This window comes from Methylotuvimicrobium sp. KM1 (genome assembly GCF_044788715.1).
GTDB lineage: Bacteria > Pseudomonadota > Gammaproteobacteria > Methylococcales > Methylomonadaceae > Methylotuvimicrobium.
Window position 1 is genome coordinate 920,658 of the sequence record NZ_CP173170.1, and the last position, 18,340, is coordinate 938,997.

General features: G+C 49.8%; 14 protein-coding genes. 8 read left to right on the top strand and 6 right to left on the bottom strand.

The annotated features are described in order from the left end of the window. Positions 1-63: 63 nt before the first annotated feature. The 5 genes from ACINK7_RS04075 to ACINK7_RS04095 form a co-directional block, all read right to left on the bottom strand. Positions 64-690 carry a PilX N-terminal domain-containing pilus assembly protein gene (locus ACINK7_RS04075; protein WP_404360020.1) on the bottom strand — a complete coding sequence of 209 codons (627 nt, stop codon included), beginning with the start codon at positions 688-690 and terminating at the stop codon, positions 64-66. A gap of 11 nt (positions 691-701) precedes the next feature. Beyond that, positions 702-1,760: a PilW family protein gene (locus tag ACINK7_RS04080; RefSeq protein WP_404360021.1), complete on the bottom strand. Its 1,059-nt coding sequence runs from the start codon at positions 1,758-1,760 to the stop codon at positions 702-704. Positions 1,761-2,278: 518 nt separating this feature from the next. Continuing rightward, positions 2,279-2,758: a type IV pilus modification protein PilV gene (gene pilV, locus ACINK7_RS04085; RefSeq protein ID WP_404360022.1), complete on the bottom strand. Its 480-nt coding sequence runs from the start codon at positions 2,756-2,758 to the stop codon at positions 2,279-2,281. A gap of 29 nt (positions 2,759-2,787) precedes the next feature. After that, complete coding sequence (locus ACINK7_RS04090; protein ID WP_404360023.1) at positions 2,788-3,327, bottom strand: GspH/FimT family pseudopilin; 540 nt, start codon at positions 3,325-3,327, stop codon at positions 2,788-2,790. A 372-nt stretch (positions 3,328-3,699) separates the two neighbouring features. Next, entirely contained in the window at positions 3,700-4,863 is a 1,164-nt protein-coding gene (locus ACINK7_RS04095; protein ID WP_404360024.1) for an aminotransferase class V-fold PLP-dependent enzyme, read from the bottom strand. A 489-nt stretch (positions 4,864-5,352) separates the two neighbouring features. On the opposite strand from ACINK7_RS04095, the gene ACINK7_RS04100 reads away from it, so the two are divergent. From ACINK7_RS04100 to ACINK7_RS04135, 8 genes are all read left to right on the top strand, one after another. Continuing rightward, a complete protein-coding gene (locus ACINK7_RS04100) occupies positions 5,353-6,303 on the top strand; it encodes an HpcH/HpaI aldolase/citrate lyase family protein (protein ID WP_404360025.1) in 951 nt (316 codons plus the stop codon). 259 nt (positions 6,304-6,562) lie between these two features. Next, on the top strand, positions 6,563-7,744 hold the full coding sequence (locus tag ACINK7_RS04105) for a malate--CoA ligase subunit beta (RefSeq protein WP_125218353.1): 1,182 nt from the start codon (positions 6,563-6,565) through the stop codon (positions 7,742-7,744). Between the two features lie 10 nt (positions 7,745-7,754). Continuing rightward, the gene (gene sucD, locus ACINK7_RS04110) at positions 7,755-8,645 is read left to right on the top strand and encodes a succinate--CoA ligase subunit alpha (protein ID WP_404360026.1); all 891 of its coding nucleotides are present in this window, start codon (positions 7,755-7,757) and stop codon (positions 8,643-8,645) included. Positions 8,646-9,306: 661 nt separating this feature from the next. Beyond that, a complete protein-coding gene (locus ACINK7_RS04115; protein ID WP_404360027.1) occupies positions 9,307-10,065 on the top strand; it encodes an HAD family hydrolase in 759 nt (252 codons plus the stop codon). 702 nt (positions 10,066-10,767) lie between these two features. Next, positions 10,768-11,247: an ATP-dependent zinc protease gene (locus ACINK7_RS04120; RefSeq protein WP_404360028.1), complete on the top strand. Its 480-nt coding sequence runs from the start codon at positions 10,768-10,770 to the stop codon at positions 11,245-11,247. Positions 11,248-11,583: 336 nt separating this feature from the next. Continuing rightward, complete coding sequence (locus tag ACINK7_RS04125) at positions 11,584-12,744, top strand: PQQ-dependent sugar dehydrogenase (protein ID WP_404360029.1); 1,161 nt, start codon at positions 11,584-11,586, stop codon at positions 12,742-12,744. An 87-nt stretch (positions 12,745-12,831) separates the two neighbouring features. Next, entirely contained in the window at positions 12,832-14,049 is a 1,218-nt protein-coding gene (locus ACINK7_RS04130) for a GTPase family protein (protein WP_404360030.1), read from the top strand. 2 nt (positions 14,050-14,051) lie between these two features. Next, the gene (locus tag ACINK7_RS04135) at positions 14,052-15,569 is read left to right on the top strand and encodes a GTPase family protein (RefSeq protein WP_404360031.1); all 1,518 of its coding nucleotides are present in this window, start codon (positions 14,052-14,054) and stop codon (positions 15,567-15,569) included. A 182-nt stretch (positions 15,570-15,751) separates the two neighbouring features. Here the strand turns inward: ACINK7_RS04135 and ACINK7_RS04140 are convergent, their stop codons facing one another. Next, positions 15,752-18,199 carry a cation:proton antiporter gene (locus ACINK7_RS04140; protein WP_404360032.1) on the bottom strand — a complete coding sequence of 816 codons (2,448 nt, stop codon included), beginning with the start codon at positions 18,197-18,199 and terminating at the stop codon, positions 15,752-15,754. Positions 18,200-18,340 lie beyond the last annotated feature (141 nt).

An 18,340-nucleotide genomic window follows, 5' to 3' on the forward strand; every position in this document is an offset into this window, starting at 1 on the left:
ACGTTCCCCTATTCCGGCTTTCCGCTAATTGCTTACCGTTCACCACTTACCCAATCCAAACCTTTAACGCTTGTAAGTCGACTGAACTACCACGACCGCTGTTTCTGTTCCGCCGACACCGCGCGCGGTGACGCGGTACATCTCGCTTTGTCCGAAAGAGCCGGCATCGAGGCTATCGCCGCTGGCGACATTGGCCATGCGTTGGATAACGTAACGTGGGTCTTCTGCGGCTTGATCCGAAGCGGCGGCATAAGTTGCGGTATTGTTGGCCCAGCTATCGTAAGTTCCGGGCGGATTGCCGTTGATGGCATATAAGCCGTCGGTGCCGGTCGCCGTAAAATCAGGTAGTGTTGCTTGTGTTAAAACATTTTCGCCCGCTCTCAGTGCCGACTCGGCCGCTTGAAAAGCTATATTTCTATCGCGCATGTTACCGGCCATTTTTTCCTCGAGGCCGGTAGTTTGCATCGCGGTCACGCCGACGATCGTCAGCAATAAGAGCATGATTAAGCTGATTGCGAGCACCGCCCCGGATTGCTTACCCGGCCGATTCGTGTCTTGCATGACGGATAACCGACTTGGATGACTCCATTTATGACTAACTAACTCGGGCCGGACGGTTCTATTCGATTGCAGCTGCGTTTGCCGTTTCGACAGCAAGCGTTTGTCGGTCGAGTGAATTATCGTGCTCATAGCTTCATACCTTAAGGCAAGCGGTTACGCACCGCTATCGTGCTGTTAAAAACCCGCCTCAAGCGCCGGTCCGCAGGTGTCACGGTTGCGCCGTTATACGTGTAGTCTACCGGTTGCGCGGTTAGGTTATCATCAATGGATAGGGCCAATAGACTGATGCGAACACTGGCAACCGTATTCCAGATTCCTGCCGCATCTACCGCATCGGCTGTAATGTACTGGTTTACCGTTCCATCGCCATTAGTGTCAACGCCATAGCTAATATGCATTTCCTCGATACCCTCTACGAGTTCTTGCGCATCCTCCGAATTGATTCTGCGATAGAGGGCAGGTTGATTATTAGGGTTCGTTCTAATGTAATAACTGATTGTTTGAGCCAGAAAAAGCTCACCGCCTTCATAACTCTTTCCTAGTGCCTGAGTAGCATTACCCGGCCCTGGAGCCGGGCAAACATTTCCGGTGTTATGTACAACATTATTGTTATTGGCGGCATTGAAGTTCGTTATTTGAAATACCGCGGCAGCCTCGCAATCGGAAACAATCACGATATCGCAATCGTTCAGGCCAGGGTTGGAGCTTAATTTCAAGTCCGCTGAACCGGGCGGGTTACCTCCCGGGTGCTGCGAGACAGTCGCCCCATTCGGGTTTACCCTGCGAATAGTAATGATATCGGAGCCATTAAGTGGAGATGTAATGCTCGCATCTTCCAACGGATCCCATGTTGAATTCGCATCATCCCATTCAGAACCTTGGACGGGAATCGTGAAGTCATAGAGATAGTTACCTGGATCATTTAGTGTATTCGTAATAGTCGCCGAACGACTTATACATCCCAAATATCCTGCCATGCGAATATCATGCGTTAAAAATTCCAAAGCAAACCTCCCGTTTTCCTGAAGCCTGGAAAGTCCTTCCTGCATGCGATAGGTTTGTTTGGTATTAACGAAAATTTGTAGTACCCCGCCCAACAAAAACGCGCCTATCAACAACGAAATCATGATTTCGACCAGCGTCATGCCGGTTTGCGATGCTTTAAAGCCGGATTCCGGCACGAATGTTTTAACGTTCATGATGCGTAACAGCAAGATTGCAAACGGCAAACCATGAGCCTTGAGAACATGATCGATTGTCCGCAGGCCGGAGTAGATTCGTTTTATTCATAAAATTAACTCGGTTTTTGTATTGAATGGATCATCCGGCTTTTATCATTTGGAAAGCATAAGGCATTGAAATATATGTGACATTAATCGATGCTCTAGTACTCAGTCAATCTTGTCTTGACGGGTAAAAGTAAATCCGTTCGTCCTGAGCCCTTCGGCTACGCTCAGGAGAGCCCTGTCGAAGGATGAGCGGATTTACGCTGAGCTAAACGATTTTTCCCGACATTGTAAAAATGACTGAGTACTAGTACATGGTCATTGTATTTGCCACGGAAGGATTAAGGTTCCGCACCGAGACCGTTATACCGGTGTAGTCCGGATGTAGTGAAACGAAATCCGGGAAGGCGAGGCAAGGGAGTTCCCGGATTTCGCTACGCTACATACGGGCTACGCGCTTCTATTGCGCTGCACGACAGAGACTCTGCGATTCAGGGCCGTAATGTCATCACGAAGCGTTGATCCGATGCGCCCGACCTGTTGTCGTCCCACCAAACCTTGACCGCATAGGTCGTACCGTTGCCATCGCATGCCGGGGCTGCCGATGTTCCGTCTTCGGAGGTGCTATCGATACAGGCCACGCCGACTCCCCCAGGCAACTGATCGGCTAGCGCGGCATTCCATTGTGCGATGTCATAGCCTGCCATTTGGGCCGGCGTACAGGAGTTTGCTTCGCAATCGTTCGCAGTGGCCGCTCCGCTGTTGTATTCGCCGTTGGTTAAAGCGGCCCGGTTAACCCGCATGCGATCCGCTATGTCGTAAGCCAGTTGTGTCGCTTGACTGCGATGATAGGCGCTTTGGTTGTTCCGAAGACCGATTGCCTGTATGCCTGCAAGTCCCAATAATCCAATTGCTAAAACGACCATGGCGATAAGAACTTCGAGTAATGTAAAACCGTTTTTTTTAAACATTTCAAGTATAAGTGCTCTAATAAATTCTGTTATGGGCAAGCGATATCTCGTTGCGTATAGACTCTACCAACATTATTAAGTACTAGATTTATTCCCACATTGCCTATCCTGTCGTCACACACCTTAATCGTTCCAGCTTGAAATGCTCCATTAGCCTGACGACTCTGCCCGGTCGCAATATAAGATATATAATTAGCAACGCTTCCATTGCCAGCCATAGAAATATTGCTTACTTGATTTGTTTGGGTCTTTAAAAGAAGTTCACTTGCGCTGTCATATTCACCGTTATTGTTTTGATCGACAAAAACCAACCATCCACTTGACCAATCGATAGCATTCGTAGTTACACAAGAATTCCCATTTGAGCTTTTACATGCCGTGATACGGGTGCTTCGCTTTATGGCTTCACTTCGTGCTAAATTTAACGAGGTCAATAATTCATTGGTACGTGTCGTCAACCGGTTACTTCGAATCGTTTCCATGAAACTCGGAATCCCCAGCGTCAATATAATCGCTCCGATCGCAATGGTCATCATGAGTTCGATTAGAGTAAATCCAGTGTGTTTCATTAATTGTTCGCCAATAACCGGCAATGTCTAAAAGTAACTTCAGTCCCCCGGCAATTATCGTTCCCACGCTCTGCGTGGGAATGCCTGAGTACCGCTCCAGCGGTACGAGAAGCTAGAGCGTTTCGGTCTTCATTCCCACGCTGGGGCGTGGGAATGATAGGGGGATGTGAATAATTACGTCTAAAATGCTTGCCTGATGAAATGTTGGTACTAAAACTAGTCTATTTCTTGCAAAATGTCTGTGAACTTAAGCATAAATCGGTTTGTTGATGAAAAACCGATGCTCGGTATCGGCAATTCCCCTAAACGCAAAAAAGGCATCCCGACGTTAATCGGAATGCCTTTTGGGATGGCCGGATTGGGGTACTCTAATTATGCAGTGGTGCGATAATATTCGATCGCTGCCGCAACGCCGCTACCGGCTTTGATATCGAAGCCGTTATCGAGCAAGGCCATTTCGACGCCGGCGATGGCGCCGAGCATCGAGACATCGTTCATGTCGCCGACATGGCCGATGCGGAACACCTTACCCGCCACTTCGTTCAAGCCCGCGCCCAGAGAAATATTGTATTTGCTATAAGCTGTGGCGATCACGTCGCGAGCGTCCTTACCGGCCGGAACGACGACCGCCGAAACGGTATTCGACTCAAAGCCGGGTTTCGCACACAATTCCAGGCCCCATGCGGCAATCGCTTTACGCGTACCTTCAGCCAGGCGGTAATGGCGCGCATAAACGTTTTCGAGACCTTCTTCGAGCAGCAGGTCTAGGGCTTTGCGCAGTCCGTACAGCATCGGGATCGATGGCGTGTAAGGCGTGTAACCGTCTTTGTTGCTGGCTAGTTGGTCTTTCAGGTCGAGAAAGGCGCGTCTGCTTTGTGCAGTATCGCAAGCGGCTATCGCTTTTTGGCTGAATGCAACTAGGGCTGCGCCGGCGGGCAGCATGAAGCCTTTTTGCGAGCCGCTGATCGCGCCGTCGACGCCCCATTCGTCCATGCGGAAATCGATGCTGGCGATCGAGCTGACGCCGTCTACGAACAACAATGCAGGGTGTCCGGCTGCGTCCATTGCTTTACGAACGCCGCCGATGTCGCTGGTGACGCCGGTTGCAGTTTCGTTGTGCGTGGCTAGAATGGCTTTGATTTCATGTTGGCTGTCTTCTTTTAGGCGCGCCTCGAGATCGTCAAGCGGAATGCCTTCGCCCCAAGGTCTTTCGATGACAATGACTTCGAAGTCCAGGCGTTTGGCCATTGCTGCCCAGAGATGGCTGAATTGACCGAAGCGGTAAATCAAGACTTTATCGCCTGGGCTCAAGGTGTTGGTCAGGGCGATTTCCCAGCCGGCAGTTCCGGTTGCCGGAAAAATGAAGCTATGTCCGGTTTCGGTTTTGAAGACTTTTTTCAGGTCTTCGAGCAAGGGTTTGAAAAGCTCAGGGAAGATCGGTGAACGATGATCTTCGCTGGGGACATGCATCGCACTGAGAACTTCGTCGGGAATATTTGTCGGACCTGGAACATACAAATGATTACGGCCTGCCATGGTTTATTGCCTCTTTGAATTGAATGGTGAAAAAAGCGGGTTGATTCGTTTCGGGTGGGGCGTTGTTCCGGGAATTGCCGGTATTGCATTCGAGTATTGCAAATTTGCCCATTTTCGCTACGGCAACTGCATTGTAACTATTCAATCCCCCGGCAATTATCGTTCCCACGCTGGAGCGTGGGAACGATAGGGGGATGTGAATAATTACACTGTATTAATTAAAGAACGATGGATGAGTATTTCGATATCGATTCGTTGCCCTAAAAACGAACGCTAAAGGGCTCAATATTGCCATATTTGCAGTTAATCGGCAAGCGTCGGTTGCTGGATGTTGCGGGCAGCAGCGGCGAGTTGAGAAAGTTAAAATTGACAATATCGTTGCCAAAAGTACAATGTCCGATTTATTTTGCGCCCGGTTCGGGTCAAATTTAACCGAATCGAGGGTGATTTCGCCCAGCAAAAATTAACATATTGGAATAGGAAGACACAATGAGCCACACCTTGTATGAAGCGTCCGTGCAACGCGTTCAGCGCTGCGAGCTTGCTGTTCCGGGTTCGAATCCCGGTATGTTTGAAAAAGCGTTGAAAAGCGGTGCGGATTTCATATTTTTGGATCTCGAGGACGCCGTGGCGCCTGACGATAAACTGCAAGCCCGCAAAAATGTCATTGAAGCGATCAACGATTTGGATTGGAAAGGGCACGGCATCACAATTTCTGTGCGCATCAACGGCTTGGATACGCAATACATGGTCCGCGATGTCGTCGATCTGGTTGAGCAAGCCGGTCATAAACTCGACACGATTCTGATCCCGAAAGTCGGCGTTTATGCCGATGTCTACATGGTCGAGGCGATGGTCAATCAACTCGAAATGCAACAAGGCTTGAAAAACCGCATCGGCATCGAAGCCTTGATTGAAACGGCATTGGGCATGGCGAACGTTGAAGATATCGCCCGCAACGGCGCGTCGGGGCGTTTGGAAGCGTTGCATTTCGGTGTCGCCGATTATGCGGCCAGCAACCGGGCAAGAACGACTAATATCGGTGGATTGAATCCCGATTATCCGGGCGATCAATGGCATGCCGCGATCAGCCGTATGACGGTCGCATGCCGCGCCTTCGGTCTGCGTCCGATCGACGGGCCGTTCGGCGACATCAATGATAAGGACGGTTATAAAGCCGCTGCTAGGCGCGCCGCCGCATTGGGTTGCGAAGGCAAGTGGGCGATTCATCCGTCTCAAATCGAATTGGCTAACGAAGTCTTTACGCCGCCTGCGGCTGAAATCGAAAAGGCCAAGCGTATTTTGGCAGCCTTGAAAGAAGCCGCCGCGCAAGGCAAGGGCGCCGCCGCGCTGGACGGGCGCCTGATCGATGCCGCGTCCGAAAAGATGGCCAATAATGTCGTCAAGGCCGCCGAAGCAATTGCCGCAAAAGGCCAGTAAGGAATATGCACAAAATAACTTCTACAAGTAGTAGGCTTTGTGGCGGTTTAGTGACTCGCTTGACAGGACGCCGTGAATACGTCCATGTAGGCTTGACGGCGGCTATCCTTGCCGCCGACACCTGTCAATCGAGCCACCAAACCCCCTTCCAACAGTTGTCTAAGTTATTTCATGCTCGTTCCTAAGCAATTGGAATAGGCCCGCGCCGTTTTTCGGCGCGGGCCTTTCTTTACTTTTTTAAATAGAAAGAGGTTATGCTGTGGATATCCATGAGTATCAGGCAAAAGAAATTTTAACGGAATACGGCGTCAAGATCGCCGATGGCGGCCTGGCTTACAGTCCGGAAGATGCCGTGCAGCGTGCGCGAGAAATTGGCGGCAGTATTTGGGCGGTTAAAGCGCAAATTCATTCCGGCGCCCGTGGTAAAGCCGGCGGTATTAAACTGTGCCGGTCGCATGACGATGTCGCGAAAGCTGCCGAGGAGTTATTGGGCAAACGGCTCGTGACGCATCAAACCGGACCTGCCGGTAAAGTCTGCGGAAGGCTTTATGTAGAGGCCGGCACCGATATCGCTAAAGAATTGTATTTTTGCCTACTCGTGGACCGTAGCTCCGAACGCATCGTCATGGTCGGTTCGGCCCAAGGCGGTATGGAAATCGAGGAGTTAGCGCAAACCAGACCTGAAGCGATTACCAAAATCTACATCGAGCCTTCGGTCGGCTTGCAGGATTTTCAAGCACGGGCAATGGCTTTTGCATTGGGCTTGCCGGTGTCGATGATCAATACCGCCGTTAAAACTATCAACGGCTGTTACCGGGCGCTACGTGACAATGATGCGAATATGCTCGAAATCAATCCGTTAGTTGTGACCGGCAAAGAAGATTTGCTGGCCTTGGACTGTAAAATGGGTTTCGACGACAACGCCTTGTTTCGCCGTCACCGAATCGCCGAATTGCGCGATAAAACTCAAGAAGATCCCCGTGAAATGGCAGCTGCCGATCGCGGCCTGAGCTATGTCGGGCTGGACGGCGATATCGGCTGTATGATCAATGGTGCCGGTCTCGCGATGGCGACGATGGACATGATCAAGCTGGCCGGCGGCGAGCCCGCTAACTTTCTCGATGTCGGCGGCGGTGCGTCGCCGGAGCGGACCGAGAAAGCGTTTCGCTTGGTCTTGGCCGATAAAAACGTCAAGGCGATGCTGGTCAATATTTTTGCCGGTATCAATCGCTGCGATTGGATCGCTGAAGGTGTCGTACATGCAGTCAAGAAAATCGATATGAAGATTCCTTTGATCGTACGTTTATCCGGTACCAATGTCGAAGAAGGACGCCGCATCATCGCCGAGAGCGGCTTGCCGATCATTACCGCGGAAACTTTGGCGGAAGCGGCCGAAAAAGCCGTGCTGGCACGTAATGAAGTAGTGGCGAGAGAGGGCTGAGAGAAGACACATGGCAATTTTAATCAACGAAAATACACGCATTATCGTTCAAGGTTTTACCGGTAAAATCGGCACGTTTCATGCCCAGGACATGATCAACTACGGCTCTAAAGTCGTCGGCGGCATTACTCCGGGGAAAGGCGGTCAATCGCATCTTGGCCTGCCGGTGTTTAATACTGTTAAGCAGGCGGTCGATCAAGTCGGCGCCGAAGCGAGTATCGTATTCGTGCCGCCCGCGTTTGCGGCGGATTCGATCATGGAAGCGGCCGATGCCGGCATCAAATATTGTGTCGCGATTACCGACGGGATTCCGACTCAAGACATGATGAAGGTCAAAAACTTTCTGCGTCGTTTTCCTGAAGACGAGCGCATGATTCTGACCGGTCCTAACTGCGCCGGTACAATCAGTCCCGGGCGTTCGATGCTGGGTATCATGCCGGGTCATATTTACATGCAGGGTAATGTCGGCATCGTTGGACGTTCGGGTACATTGGGTTATGAGGCGGCCGATCAATTAAAACGGCTCGGCATCGGCGTGTCGACTTCGGTCGGTATCGGCGGCGATCCGATTAACGGGAGTTCGCATCGCGATATTCTCGAACATTTCGAGCAAGACCCGGAAACTAAAGTCGTCTTAATGATCGGTGAAATCGGCGGACCGCAAGAAGTCGAAGCCGGTATTTTCGCGAAAGAACACATGACCAAGCCCTTGGTTTCTTATATCGCAGGCCTAACCGCTCCTGAAGGACGTAGAATGGGGCATGCTGGCGCGATCATCTCGGCGGCAGGCGAAAGCGCGGCCGAGAAAGTCGCGATGTTAAAGGATTTGGGCGTTACAATCGCGCCTACGCCTTCGGCGATGGGGGAGACAGTTGCCTCGGTTTTGGCCAAATTGGCATGAACTTGGTGAACAGTAAGCGGTAAACGGAAAGCAGTTATGTGTAGGGTGCGCATCGCGCACCTGGGTCGGGTCTATCGTCGGGTTCGGAGCCGTGGAAAGGTGCGCGATGCGCACCCAACGATGCTAACGCTCACCACCATTAAGATAAGCCGTCACAGAATGAGTAATGCAGGCTTCAGGCTCGAATGTGCCTCAAAAGCTTGCCATCCATGGCACTGGATTCCGCCAGTCCATGGCGGAATGACGGGTTTCCCTTAACTTATACTTAGCGCGGCCACATTTTCTGGTAAGCTAACGCGCTCTTTTGTCCGGTAGCTGCGTTACCTACATGGATGTAGGTAAGGAGCGTGAGCAGGAGCGGAAGCTTGCGAAAACAGTTACATAGCTTGCTATGCGCCTGTTTTCGCGCCTTGCTACCGAACAAAATAGCATTGCCATAAAACCCGAAAACATGACCGCGCGAAGTATAATGGCATTGCACCTAACGCTAGGTGAGGGGAAGCCGTTTCTGTTCGATGTCTGTCAGCATTTTTCGAAGTCAGGCCGTTTCGTCATCGATAATTGCTTATCGGCAAGCTGCCGCTCATAACTCATAATGCCACAGCGGAGTCTTAGTAGATTCCCTGTGGTTTTGTTTTTTACGAAGGATTAATCACGCGTCATGAAACAATCGATGATATATGCGTTGGATTTCGACGGCGTTATTTGCGATAGCGCCGTCGAAACCGCGATAACCGGTTGGAAGGCCGCCGGACGGCTTTGGCCGGATATGACCGAAGACCGGCTTTCGGAGCAATTGATCGACCGTTTCCGGCGAATTCGACCCGCGATTGAAACCGGCTACGAGGCGATTTTGGCGATGCGTTTGATCGATCGGGAAGACGACGACCGAGCGGTTTTAAACGGATTCGAGCGGAATAAACAGAAGTTGCTCGATGAATTAAATGTCGATGTCGATTTTCTGAAGAAACTATTCGGTGAAACGCGCGATAACTGGATTGCGGCTGATTTTTCGGGTTGGATCGGAGTGAATCCATTGTTTCCAAGCATTGCCGATAAGCTTAAGCAACTGAATGAGCGGGCTACTTGGTATGTGGTGACGACGAAGCAGGAGCGTTTCGTCAAGAAAATTTTGAGCGCTAATGAGATTGAACTATCCGGCGACAACATATTCGGCCTCGAAAGAAATAGAAGCAAAGCCGATACGTTAATTGAGATTTTGGAAGGCCATCCGAATCAGCAAATTTATTTTGTCGAGGATCGTTTGCCGGCGTTGTTGACTGTGATGACTAATCCAAAACTTCAGTCGCTAAAGTTGCAACTGGCCGATTGGGGCTATAACACGGCACAGGATAGACAAGAGGCCGTGTACAAGGGTATTGAGCTATTGTGTATCGAGGGTTTTCTTAAGGCCAAATAAGCATCACAATCTCGGTAAATATTCAGTCCTCCTCTTTTCAAAGGGTGGATGCAAAGTTCCAACTTGTTATAATGCAGGGTTAATTAACTCGTGGCTTTGGTTTTAATAATGGTTGCTTTTTGCAATGCCTTACGAATTTTATGCTGTTACCCAAGCTCCAGCTTGGGTAACCTTTTCAGGAAGCTCTAGCTTCCCGACAATCAAGAAAGATTGAAGGAGTGAGTCGGGGTTGATTGAGAGTGTGCGGAGGTTGTTTCGGTCTCAGGAAGCTCTTGCCCTGAGCCCTTCGGCTGCGCTCAGGAGAGCCTTGTCGAAGGGGGAGCTTCCGGGGTGTCTTTTCCAAGCTGGAGCTTGGGAAAGAGCGTGAGGCAAATTTCCTACTTATTTTAATGCAGGGCCGATTAATTAACTCGTGGATTTGGTTTTAATAATGGTTGCTTTTTGCAATGCCTTACGAATTTTGTTAGTTTGACTGGGCAGTTAATGTACTTCGAAGGTAACTATTCGCACCCGCCTATCTTTCCAACGTAGAACGTGGGAACGATTAATTGCCGGGGGGTTAAATAGTTACCTTCAAAGCACTCATTATGTCTTTTTGGTTATCAATCGAAGTATGAGTTTTTAAAATAAATGAAACTTCATTTGAGGAGAATTTAATCGTTTATGCGTATTTACCCTTTCGCCCTTGCTTTTATGATGTCCATGACTACAGCTATTGCCGAACAAAAAGCATCGGTTCTAGCCGCAAATATGAATAACTATACCGTTTACGGTCATGTTGAGGAAGTGGCGTTGATACCAGGCGACATTGAAATTAAGGCGCGCCTCGATACCGGTGCGTCGAGAAGTTCGTTGAACGCTCAAGAGATCGAGTTGATTGAATCGGACGAGCAACCGATGGTGAGTTTTATATTCGATGATCGTAACGGTAATCAATATCCGATGACGCTGCCTTTGGTTGAAAAGATCGGTATCAAACAAGCTAGCGGCAGACAAGAGCGCTATGTCGTCGAAATAGGCTTGTGCGTCGGAGAGCATTATGAAAAAAATCTGTTTACGCTGGCCGACCGCAGTAGAATGACTTATCCCGTATTGGTAGGACGGAACTTTCTAAAGAATTCCGTTTTGGTTAGCTCGAAACATAAAATGACCGCAAAGCCGGTTTGCGAAATTGACGCTTAAGATTTCAGGATAAATAACTCCCTAGAGTTATGAGTTTTGTCGTGCAACCGAACGAGTACTCAGTCAATCTTGTCTTGACGGGTAAAAGTAAATCCGTTCGTTCCGAGCCCCTTCGGCTACGCTCAGGAGAGCCCTGTCGAAGGATGAGCGGATTTACGCTGAGCTAAACGATTTTTACCCAACATTGTAAAAATGACTGAGTACTAGCTTACCCTACATTAAAAATAGGGAAGTTATTCATGATCAAATCCTAGGTTAAGGAACAGGGCCGGCAGTCGAGAGCAAGTCTGAAATTCAAGAATGTTGCGGGTCGAAGTTTATAATGAGGCGTCGTCGATGAAATGTTGGATAATCGCATTAGGTTTTTTACTGGCATCCTGTAAACCCATTTCGGATACTATCGCCAAGGAACCTTATTTATTTCAGTCCGATGATGTCGAATTGGAGGCCGTTGCGATATATCAAGGCAAGGATTCCATTTGGAGTTTCGATTTTTTGCCCGACGGTAAAATCATCTTTACCGAAAGGAAAGGACGATTAAGGATATTCGATCCTAAAACAATGAATACCTCCGATGTGAGCGGTGTTCCTGGCGTTGCTGCGCGCAACCAAGGCGGTTTGCTGGACGTCTATTTGCATCCCCGATTTTCCGAAAACCGGCTTGTTTATTTAACTTATTCAGCCGATGTCGGCGACGGTATGACCACTCGACTGGCCCGCGCGGAACTCGATGCCGACACCTTGGTGAATCTGACCGTTTTGTTTAGCGCGGAGCCTCCGAACAATAGCGATCATCACTTCGGCTCCCGTGTCGTGATGAGCCGAGCCGGCAATTTATACTTGAGTGTCGGCGATCGCGGCGAAAGGGATCAAGCTCAAAATTTGGCTTCTCATTACGGAAAAATATTACGTCTGAAGCAGGACGGTAGCGTTCCGGACGACAATCCCTTTCTAACAGAGCCGGGCGCCAAACCTGAAATATGGAGTTACGGTCATCGTAATGTCCAAGGTTTGACGATACATCCGCGGACCGGAGAGATATGGGCGCAAGAGCATGGCCCGCGCGGCGGCGATGAAATTAATCTTATCAAAAAGGGCCGGAATTACGGTTGGCCGGTCGTAAGCCATGGGCGAGAATATTGGGGGCCTACAATCGGCGAGGGCGTTGAAAAAAAAGGCATGAAATCGCCGATTCATTATTGGGTGCCATCGATCGCACCGAGCGGGCTTAGCTTTTATAGCGGTAAAAAAATTCCACATTGGCAAGGAAGCTTGTTTTCCGGATCGTTGGTGCTGACTCATCTAAATCGGATGGTTGTCGACAACCATGACGTGATCAAGGAAGAACGTTTATTAAGCGCCTTAAATAAACGAGTCCGCGCTGTTAGGCAAGGTCCTGACGAATTGTTATATTTTTCAACCGATGATGGTTCATTAGTTCAAATTCGTCCGGTCGAGCCGGAATCGGATTTGTCCGATGACAAAGCCGATAGTTAACCTAGCTTTTTTACGGTTAATTTGGGTTTGCCAATTATCCAAAAAATCCACTAATCTAGGTAGACCGCCACCGATGACGAGGTTGTGATGCCTGGATTGTCTAATCCTTTTGCCAATTGGAAAAACTGGATCGAACAAATCTTCGATCCGCAGATTCCCGATGCCTTGCTGCAAGAAAAGCTTCAAGAGATTCGGCAGCGTTTGCCGCCGCCGGTGATTTGGTTGCTAGGCAAGACGCAAAGCGGCAAAAGCTCGATAATTCGAGTGCTGACCGGCTCGACTTCCGCCGAAATCGGTAACGGCTTTCGGCCTTGTACGCGCACGGCCATGCTTTATGATTTTCCCGATCCGGAAACCGCGTTTGTTCGATTTCTCGACACGCGCGGCTTGTCGGAGGTTGGTTACGATCCTACCGAGGATATGCATTGGAGCGCAAGTCAGGCTCATTTACTGATCGTCGTGGTCAAGGCAATGGATCACCAACAGCAAAGCGTTGTCAGCGCAGTCAATCAAATTCATCAGGCGCATCCTCGCTGGCCCATCATTGTGGCACAAACTTCGCTACATGAAGGTTATCCGAATCCCGCGATGCCGCATATTCACCCTTACCCGTTTAGCGACGGCAAAATCGCCGGTTCGATACCGCCCGATTTGCGCACTTCGTTATTAAAGCAACGCGACACGTTTGCCGGTATCGATGCCGTGTTCGTTCCGATAGATTTTACCTTGCCGGAAGACGGTTTCGAGCCTGTTGATTATGGTGCCGAGGCTTTATGGCAAGCGTTAGAAGAAGCCTTGCCGCTCGGTTTGCGCGACATGCTCGAGCAGCATCAAGAAATCGGCATGATCAGCGATGTATACAGGCGTGCGGCGCATCCGCATATTATCAGTTACTCGTTATCGGCCGGTATCGCCGCCGCCATTCCGGTGCCGGCCGCGAGTATTGCGACCGTGATCGCGATTCAGGCGAAATTGTTTCATAGTATCGCCAATGTTTATGGGCTGGAGCTGAGTAAGCAAAGTCTCAGCGAAATCGGCAGTGCGATCGGCATTGGCGTCATGGCCGGCATGGGCGGACGCGAGCTTTTGAAATTGATTCCCGTTTATGGGCAAACCGTCGCGCTAGGCGTTTCGGGTCTTTATACCGCAGCGGTGACCTATGCTCTCGGTCAGACGTTGTGTTTTTATTTCGCGCAAACCAAACGGGGCAAAGCGCTGACTCCGGAATCCTTACGCGAAGTATTCAAGACCGAATTCGCGCGCGGCCGTGAAATGTTGCGCGAAACCATGAAACGGGAAGGTTGATTATGCGTAAAGTGTTGCTGTTAATATCGGCTTTTCTGCTGGTTCTGCCATGGTTGGCGCTCGTTGCCGCGGGTATTTATTGGCTTTGGCAAAGCGCTTATTTGACTGAAGCGGTTGCCGGGTTTTGTGTTGTGTATGCGTTGGCTTGGCTGATGATTCGAGGTTTGCGCAAACGCCAGGGACTGCTGGTATTGCCTGACGTGAAACCCGATGATGCTTGGCCGCCGGCCGCGACCGAGATTTGGGCCAAGCTCGATAAAATGGCCGAACAAATCGACCCGAAAGAGTATCCGTTTACCGACAGTTTGCGCATACTGGAACTGGCCAAACGCGTCACGGTCGAGGTCGCCCGTCATTATTCACCGAAACACGACCGGGCCGAACTCGATGTGCCATTGCGGAACATTCTCTACATCGCCGAGCAGGTGTGCCGGGACATGCGGCAAATGCTCGACGAAAAGGTGCCGTTCAGTCATTTATTGACGGTCGGTAACGGCCTGGAGCTTTGGCGCTGGAAGGATCGTTTGGCAAGCGGACACATAGCCTATCGCGTCGGTAAATTGTTATTGAGTCCGATTGCTTCAATTCCGCGCGAATTGGGTCAATTTTTTGCCGGTAAGGCTTCGGCATACCCGAAAGGCATGATCGAGCGCTGGTTGCTGCAAACATTGATTAAAAAAATCGGTTATTACGCGATCGCGATGTATAGCGGGCAAGCGATTCCGCCGCAGATAGATTTTGCCGAATCGGAACCCAAGCTTGGATCAGTGGAGATGACGAAACGGCCGCTACGAATTTTGGTTGCCGGCCAGCTTAAAACCGGTAAATCGAGTCTGGTCAATGCCTTATTCGGCGAATTAAGGGCGCCGACCGATGTTTTGCCGTTGACCGGCGCGTTGACCGTTTACCGCTTGCAGCATGAAGGTACCGGCGATGTCGTTATCGTCGACAGCCCGGGCTATGGGGACCAAGAGCGATGGTTCGAGGAAAATCCCGAGCAGGCTTTCGGCGAATTCGATTTGATTGTATTGGTATGTTCGGCAACCCAGGCAGGGCACGAAGCCGATGCCGAGTTTTTGAGTGCGATGCGAACTTGGTTCGACGAACGCCTAGAGCGAAGGCAGCCGCCGATATTGTTGATCGTTTCGCACATCGATCAGTTGCGTCCGCTACGCGAATGGCAACCGCCTTATGACGTAAGTCATCCGCAAAATGCCAAGGAGCAATCGATTCGCGAGGCATTGGCCTATATTAGCGAGACATTATCGATTCCACTCGAGGATTGTCTTCCGGTTTGTTTAAAAGAGCGTTCCGTGTACAACATTGAAGCGGTTTGGACGGGCATTGCCGAGAAATTACCGGAGAGCCTGCGTGCACAGTATTTACGATGCCTGATAGCAGCCAAGGATAAGGAGAAGTGGGGTATGTTGCGCAAGCAATTGGCTAATGCGGGACGGATTGCTGTTGATCGCGTTAAGAAGATTAAGAAAGGTGAAAAAGGTGAAAAAGGTGAAAGGTGAAAGGTGAAAGGTGAAAGTAGCAGCGTAGCGCAATCCGGGAAGTTCGAAGCCATGCCGTTCCCGTATTCCGCTTCGCTGCACGGGCTACATGCTTTTTCCTCGTTCCCACCGCTCCAGCGTGGGAATGCATACTTAAGCGGAAAGATGAAAGAGAGTAATCAAGGCTAGCGGTTTCGTTTGGGTTAAGTGTTGTTCGGGTAGCGGTTGATATCGGTTTCTTGTAGGCGTTGATTAAGTTCCGGCAGGGCTTTGGATAAGGTCTTGATGTCTTGAGTCGTGAGCCGGAGCAGCGTGACGTATGTTTTGGCTCTGACCGTCGCGGTTCTTACGGCACGATCGTAAAGGGCGTGCCGGCCGATGAAGCTGCCTTTGCGCAGTTCGGCGATATGCACGCGCTGATTGGGGCCAGTATTTTGAAAAACATTGACTTCGCCGTTAACCAAGATATAGACCGAATCCCCCCTATCGTTTTCATTAAAAATCGTATCGTTTGGAAGAAAGCTGACGTAATGTGCGTTTTTCGCGAGTTTTTTTAGTACGTCGCGAGGCAAGCCGCTAAAAATCGGTACGCTATCCAGCCAATCGTCGCGTTTGGCAAGGCTCAACTCCGGCGCTAGGTCCGGTAATTGTTTCAAAGCTTCATCCAGACGTTTTTCCAGGCGCCGATAAATCTTTTCGGACAACTTGCCATGCTCAAAGTCTTCTGTAATCAGCTTCAACGAGTAACGGAGCGCGACTTCTTGAAATAGGCGGTATTCGAATTGAAAATAAAAGTCGTGGAATTGCTTACCCAGTTTTTTGAGCCGCCCTTGCCTTCTTTCCAAACGTTGCCGATAAATTTTTCTGATGATATTGAGCTTGTCGCTATGAAAATGGGGCTCTACTTGCTTCAGCGCCAACAGCGCTTCGTGAGCCATCAAAACCCCGGCCAGATCGTGGCGTATTAAGTTGGCAAAACGAATTTTTTGATAGCGAATTAACCAGTTGAGCGTCCATTCGTATTCGCTTAAAAATTTGATTATCGACATTTCAAAACGCAAGAACGGGTTCACGTTATCCTGGTTTCTATTGAAACGAATCATCTCGTCAATGCTTTTGGCTTTGTCTTTGCGGAGAATATCTTTAAAATTCAAATAAGTATAATAATTGACCAAGCCGATTTCATGGAGTCGTTGTAATTCCCTTTCTTCGACATTAAGTGCATGTAAATGAATTTGTCTGAGTTGCTGGGCTTCCGTCAGCGTCGCATGCGTCGGTGCGATTTTTCTGTTAAGCGATTGCAACACCGAATCTTGCATATCGCTCTCGAGCAAATGCAGCCTCGAAAACGAGTGTAGGCAGTCGTTGACCGATGTGGTTATTTGCTCCATGCCTTCTTGTAATTCGAGCCATTCGTCATCGTTCAAGCGATCGATTTTGAGTGCACGCATCAGGGGTTTGAGCGTCGGGCCGCTCATTACTAAGCTGATCAATACCATGCCGAGCGTCAGTTCTAAGAGTAGACCTTTATCGACGACAGTATCGGGAATCGCAAGCGCCATCGCGATGGCGATGGTTCCCTTTGAGCAACCCCACCACATCATATGGCGGCTATTCAGGTTGATTGCCGGTAAGCTGAATAGGCTCGTAGTCATTGGTATTAAACCATAGACGCTAATCATGCGCGCCGCGAATATCGCCAGGAGTACCCAGATCAATTGTTGCCAATGTATCGCAAATGCAAGGATATCGACGGTCAAGCCGATCAATAAAAATAATAACGAATTCAAAACCAGCGCGATGGAATCCCAACCGGCTTCGATATGGTGGGTCGATTCTCCGGAAAGCCGAGGCATTGCGACACCTTTGATGCAAAGTGCGGTTGCCAGTACCGACATGATGCCCGAGGCATGGAAGTTATGTTCCGCGACGATGAAACTCAAGTAGGCCGCGACGATCGATGCGACTACGACGAAACTCTGTTGACCGTGATACATCCTGACCATCATTTCGCTGATGACCAAGCCGATCAATGTCCCTATCAGCGCGCCGAGCAGGAAGTGTTCAGTGAAATAATAAATCATCGTCGGCGCGTCCATCAGCGCCGATTCGCCGTGAATCACGGCGCCAAGCACAATGTTGAAAAGTACGATCGCGGTCGCGTCATTGAATAACGATTCGCCTTCGACCAGGACAGTAAGGCGTTTCGAGACGCCCAGCTCCTTGAACAGTGCAATAACCGCAACAGGATCGGTAGCAGAAATAATCGAGCCGAACAAGAAGGCCAATATGAAGTCGAGATAAAAGAAAGTATTGAGGCCTGTCGCGACCAACAACGCAGAGATAAGCATGCCCGGTATGGCCATGACTAAAATCGGAAGTAAGTCCTTGATAAGCGTGCGCGCATCCAAGCTCAATGCAGAGAAGAAGATGAGCGCCGGATGAAAGATAAATAGAACCAGTTCGTCGCTGAGATGAAAGCCGCTTGGAATCGGGGCGAAAGGCGTGACCGTGGCCAATAAATTGATCGATACTCCAGTTACGACCAGCATGATGGTATAAGGGAGCGGCAAATGGCGACACAAGCCGGAAAGCAGTAAGGCCAGTATCAACAGCAGCAGGATGATGAATAAGGTTTCGGAAAGCGGCATGCTTGTCGGTGGCGGCCTTGGAAGCTATAAAAAAATGATATTTCAATTTTAGCTGTTTGGCATGGATTAAAGAAGGTGAAAGGGAAAAGAGGAAAGATGAAAGATGAAAGATGAAAGAGGAGTGTTCCGTTGTTTTCCACG

What these genes read in the sequence shown, in the direction of transcription:
- ACINK7_RS04075 (WP_404360020.1), bottom strand. Translation starts at nt 690, where the DNA reads ATGAGCACGATAATTCACTCGACCGACAAACGCTTGCTGTCGAAACGG.
- ACINK7_RS04080 (WP_404360021.1), bottom strand. Translation starts at nt 1,760, where the DNA reads ATGAACGTTAAAACATTCGTGCCGGAATCCGGCTTTAAAGCATCGCAA.
- pilV (WP_404360022.1), bottom strand. Translation starts at nt 2,758, where the DNA reads ATGTTTAAAAAAAACGGTTTTACATTACTCGAAGTTCTTATCGCCATG.
- ACINK7_RS04090 (WP_404360023.1), bottom strand. Translation starts at nt 3,327, where the DNA reads ATGAAACACACTGGATTTACTCTAATCGAACTCATGATGACCATTGCG.
- ACINK7_RS04095 (WP_404360024.1), bottom strand. Translation starts at nt 4,863, where the DNA reads ATGGCAGGCCGTAATCATTTGTATGTTCCAGGTCCGACAAATATTCCC.
- ACINK7_RS04100 (WP_404360025.1), top strand. Translation starts at nt 5,353, where the DNA reads ATGAGCCACACCTTGTATGAAGCGTCCGTGCAACGCGTTCAGCGCTGC.
- sucD (WP_404360026.1), top strand. Translation starts at nt 7,755, where the DNA reads ATGGCAATTTTAATCAACGAAAATACACGCATTATCGTTCAAGGTTTT.
- ACINK7_RS04115 (WP_404360027.1), top strand. Translation starts at nt 9,307, where the DNA reads ATGAAACAATCGATGATATATGCGTTGGATTTCGACGGCGTTATTTGC.
- ACINK7_RS04120 (WP_404360028.1), top strand. Translation starts at nt 10,768, where the DNA reads ATGACTACAGCTATTGCCGAACAAAAAGCATCGGTTCTAGCCGCAAAT.
- ACINK7_RS04125 (WP_404360029.1), top strand. Translation starts at nt 11,584, where the DNA reads ATGAAATGTTGGATAATCGCATTAGGTTTTTTACTGGCATCCTGTAAA.
- ACINK7_RS04130 (WP_404360030.1), top strand. Translation starts at nt 12,832, where the DNA reads ATGCCTGGATTGTCTAATCCTTTTGCCAATTGGAAAAACTGGATCGAA.
- ACINK7_RS04135 (WP_404360031.1), top strand. Translation starts at nt 14,052, where the DNA reads ATGCGTAAAGTGTTGCTGTTAATATCGGCTTTTCTGCTGGTTCTGCCA.
- ACINK7_RS04140 (WP_404360032.1), bottom strand. Translation starts at nt 18,199, where the DNA reads ATGCCGCTTTCCGAAACCTTATTCATCATCCTGCTGCTGTTGATACTG.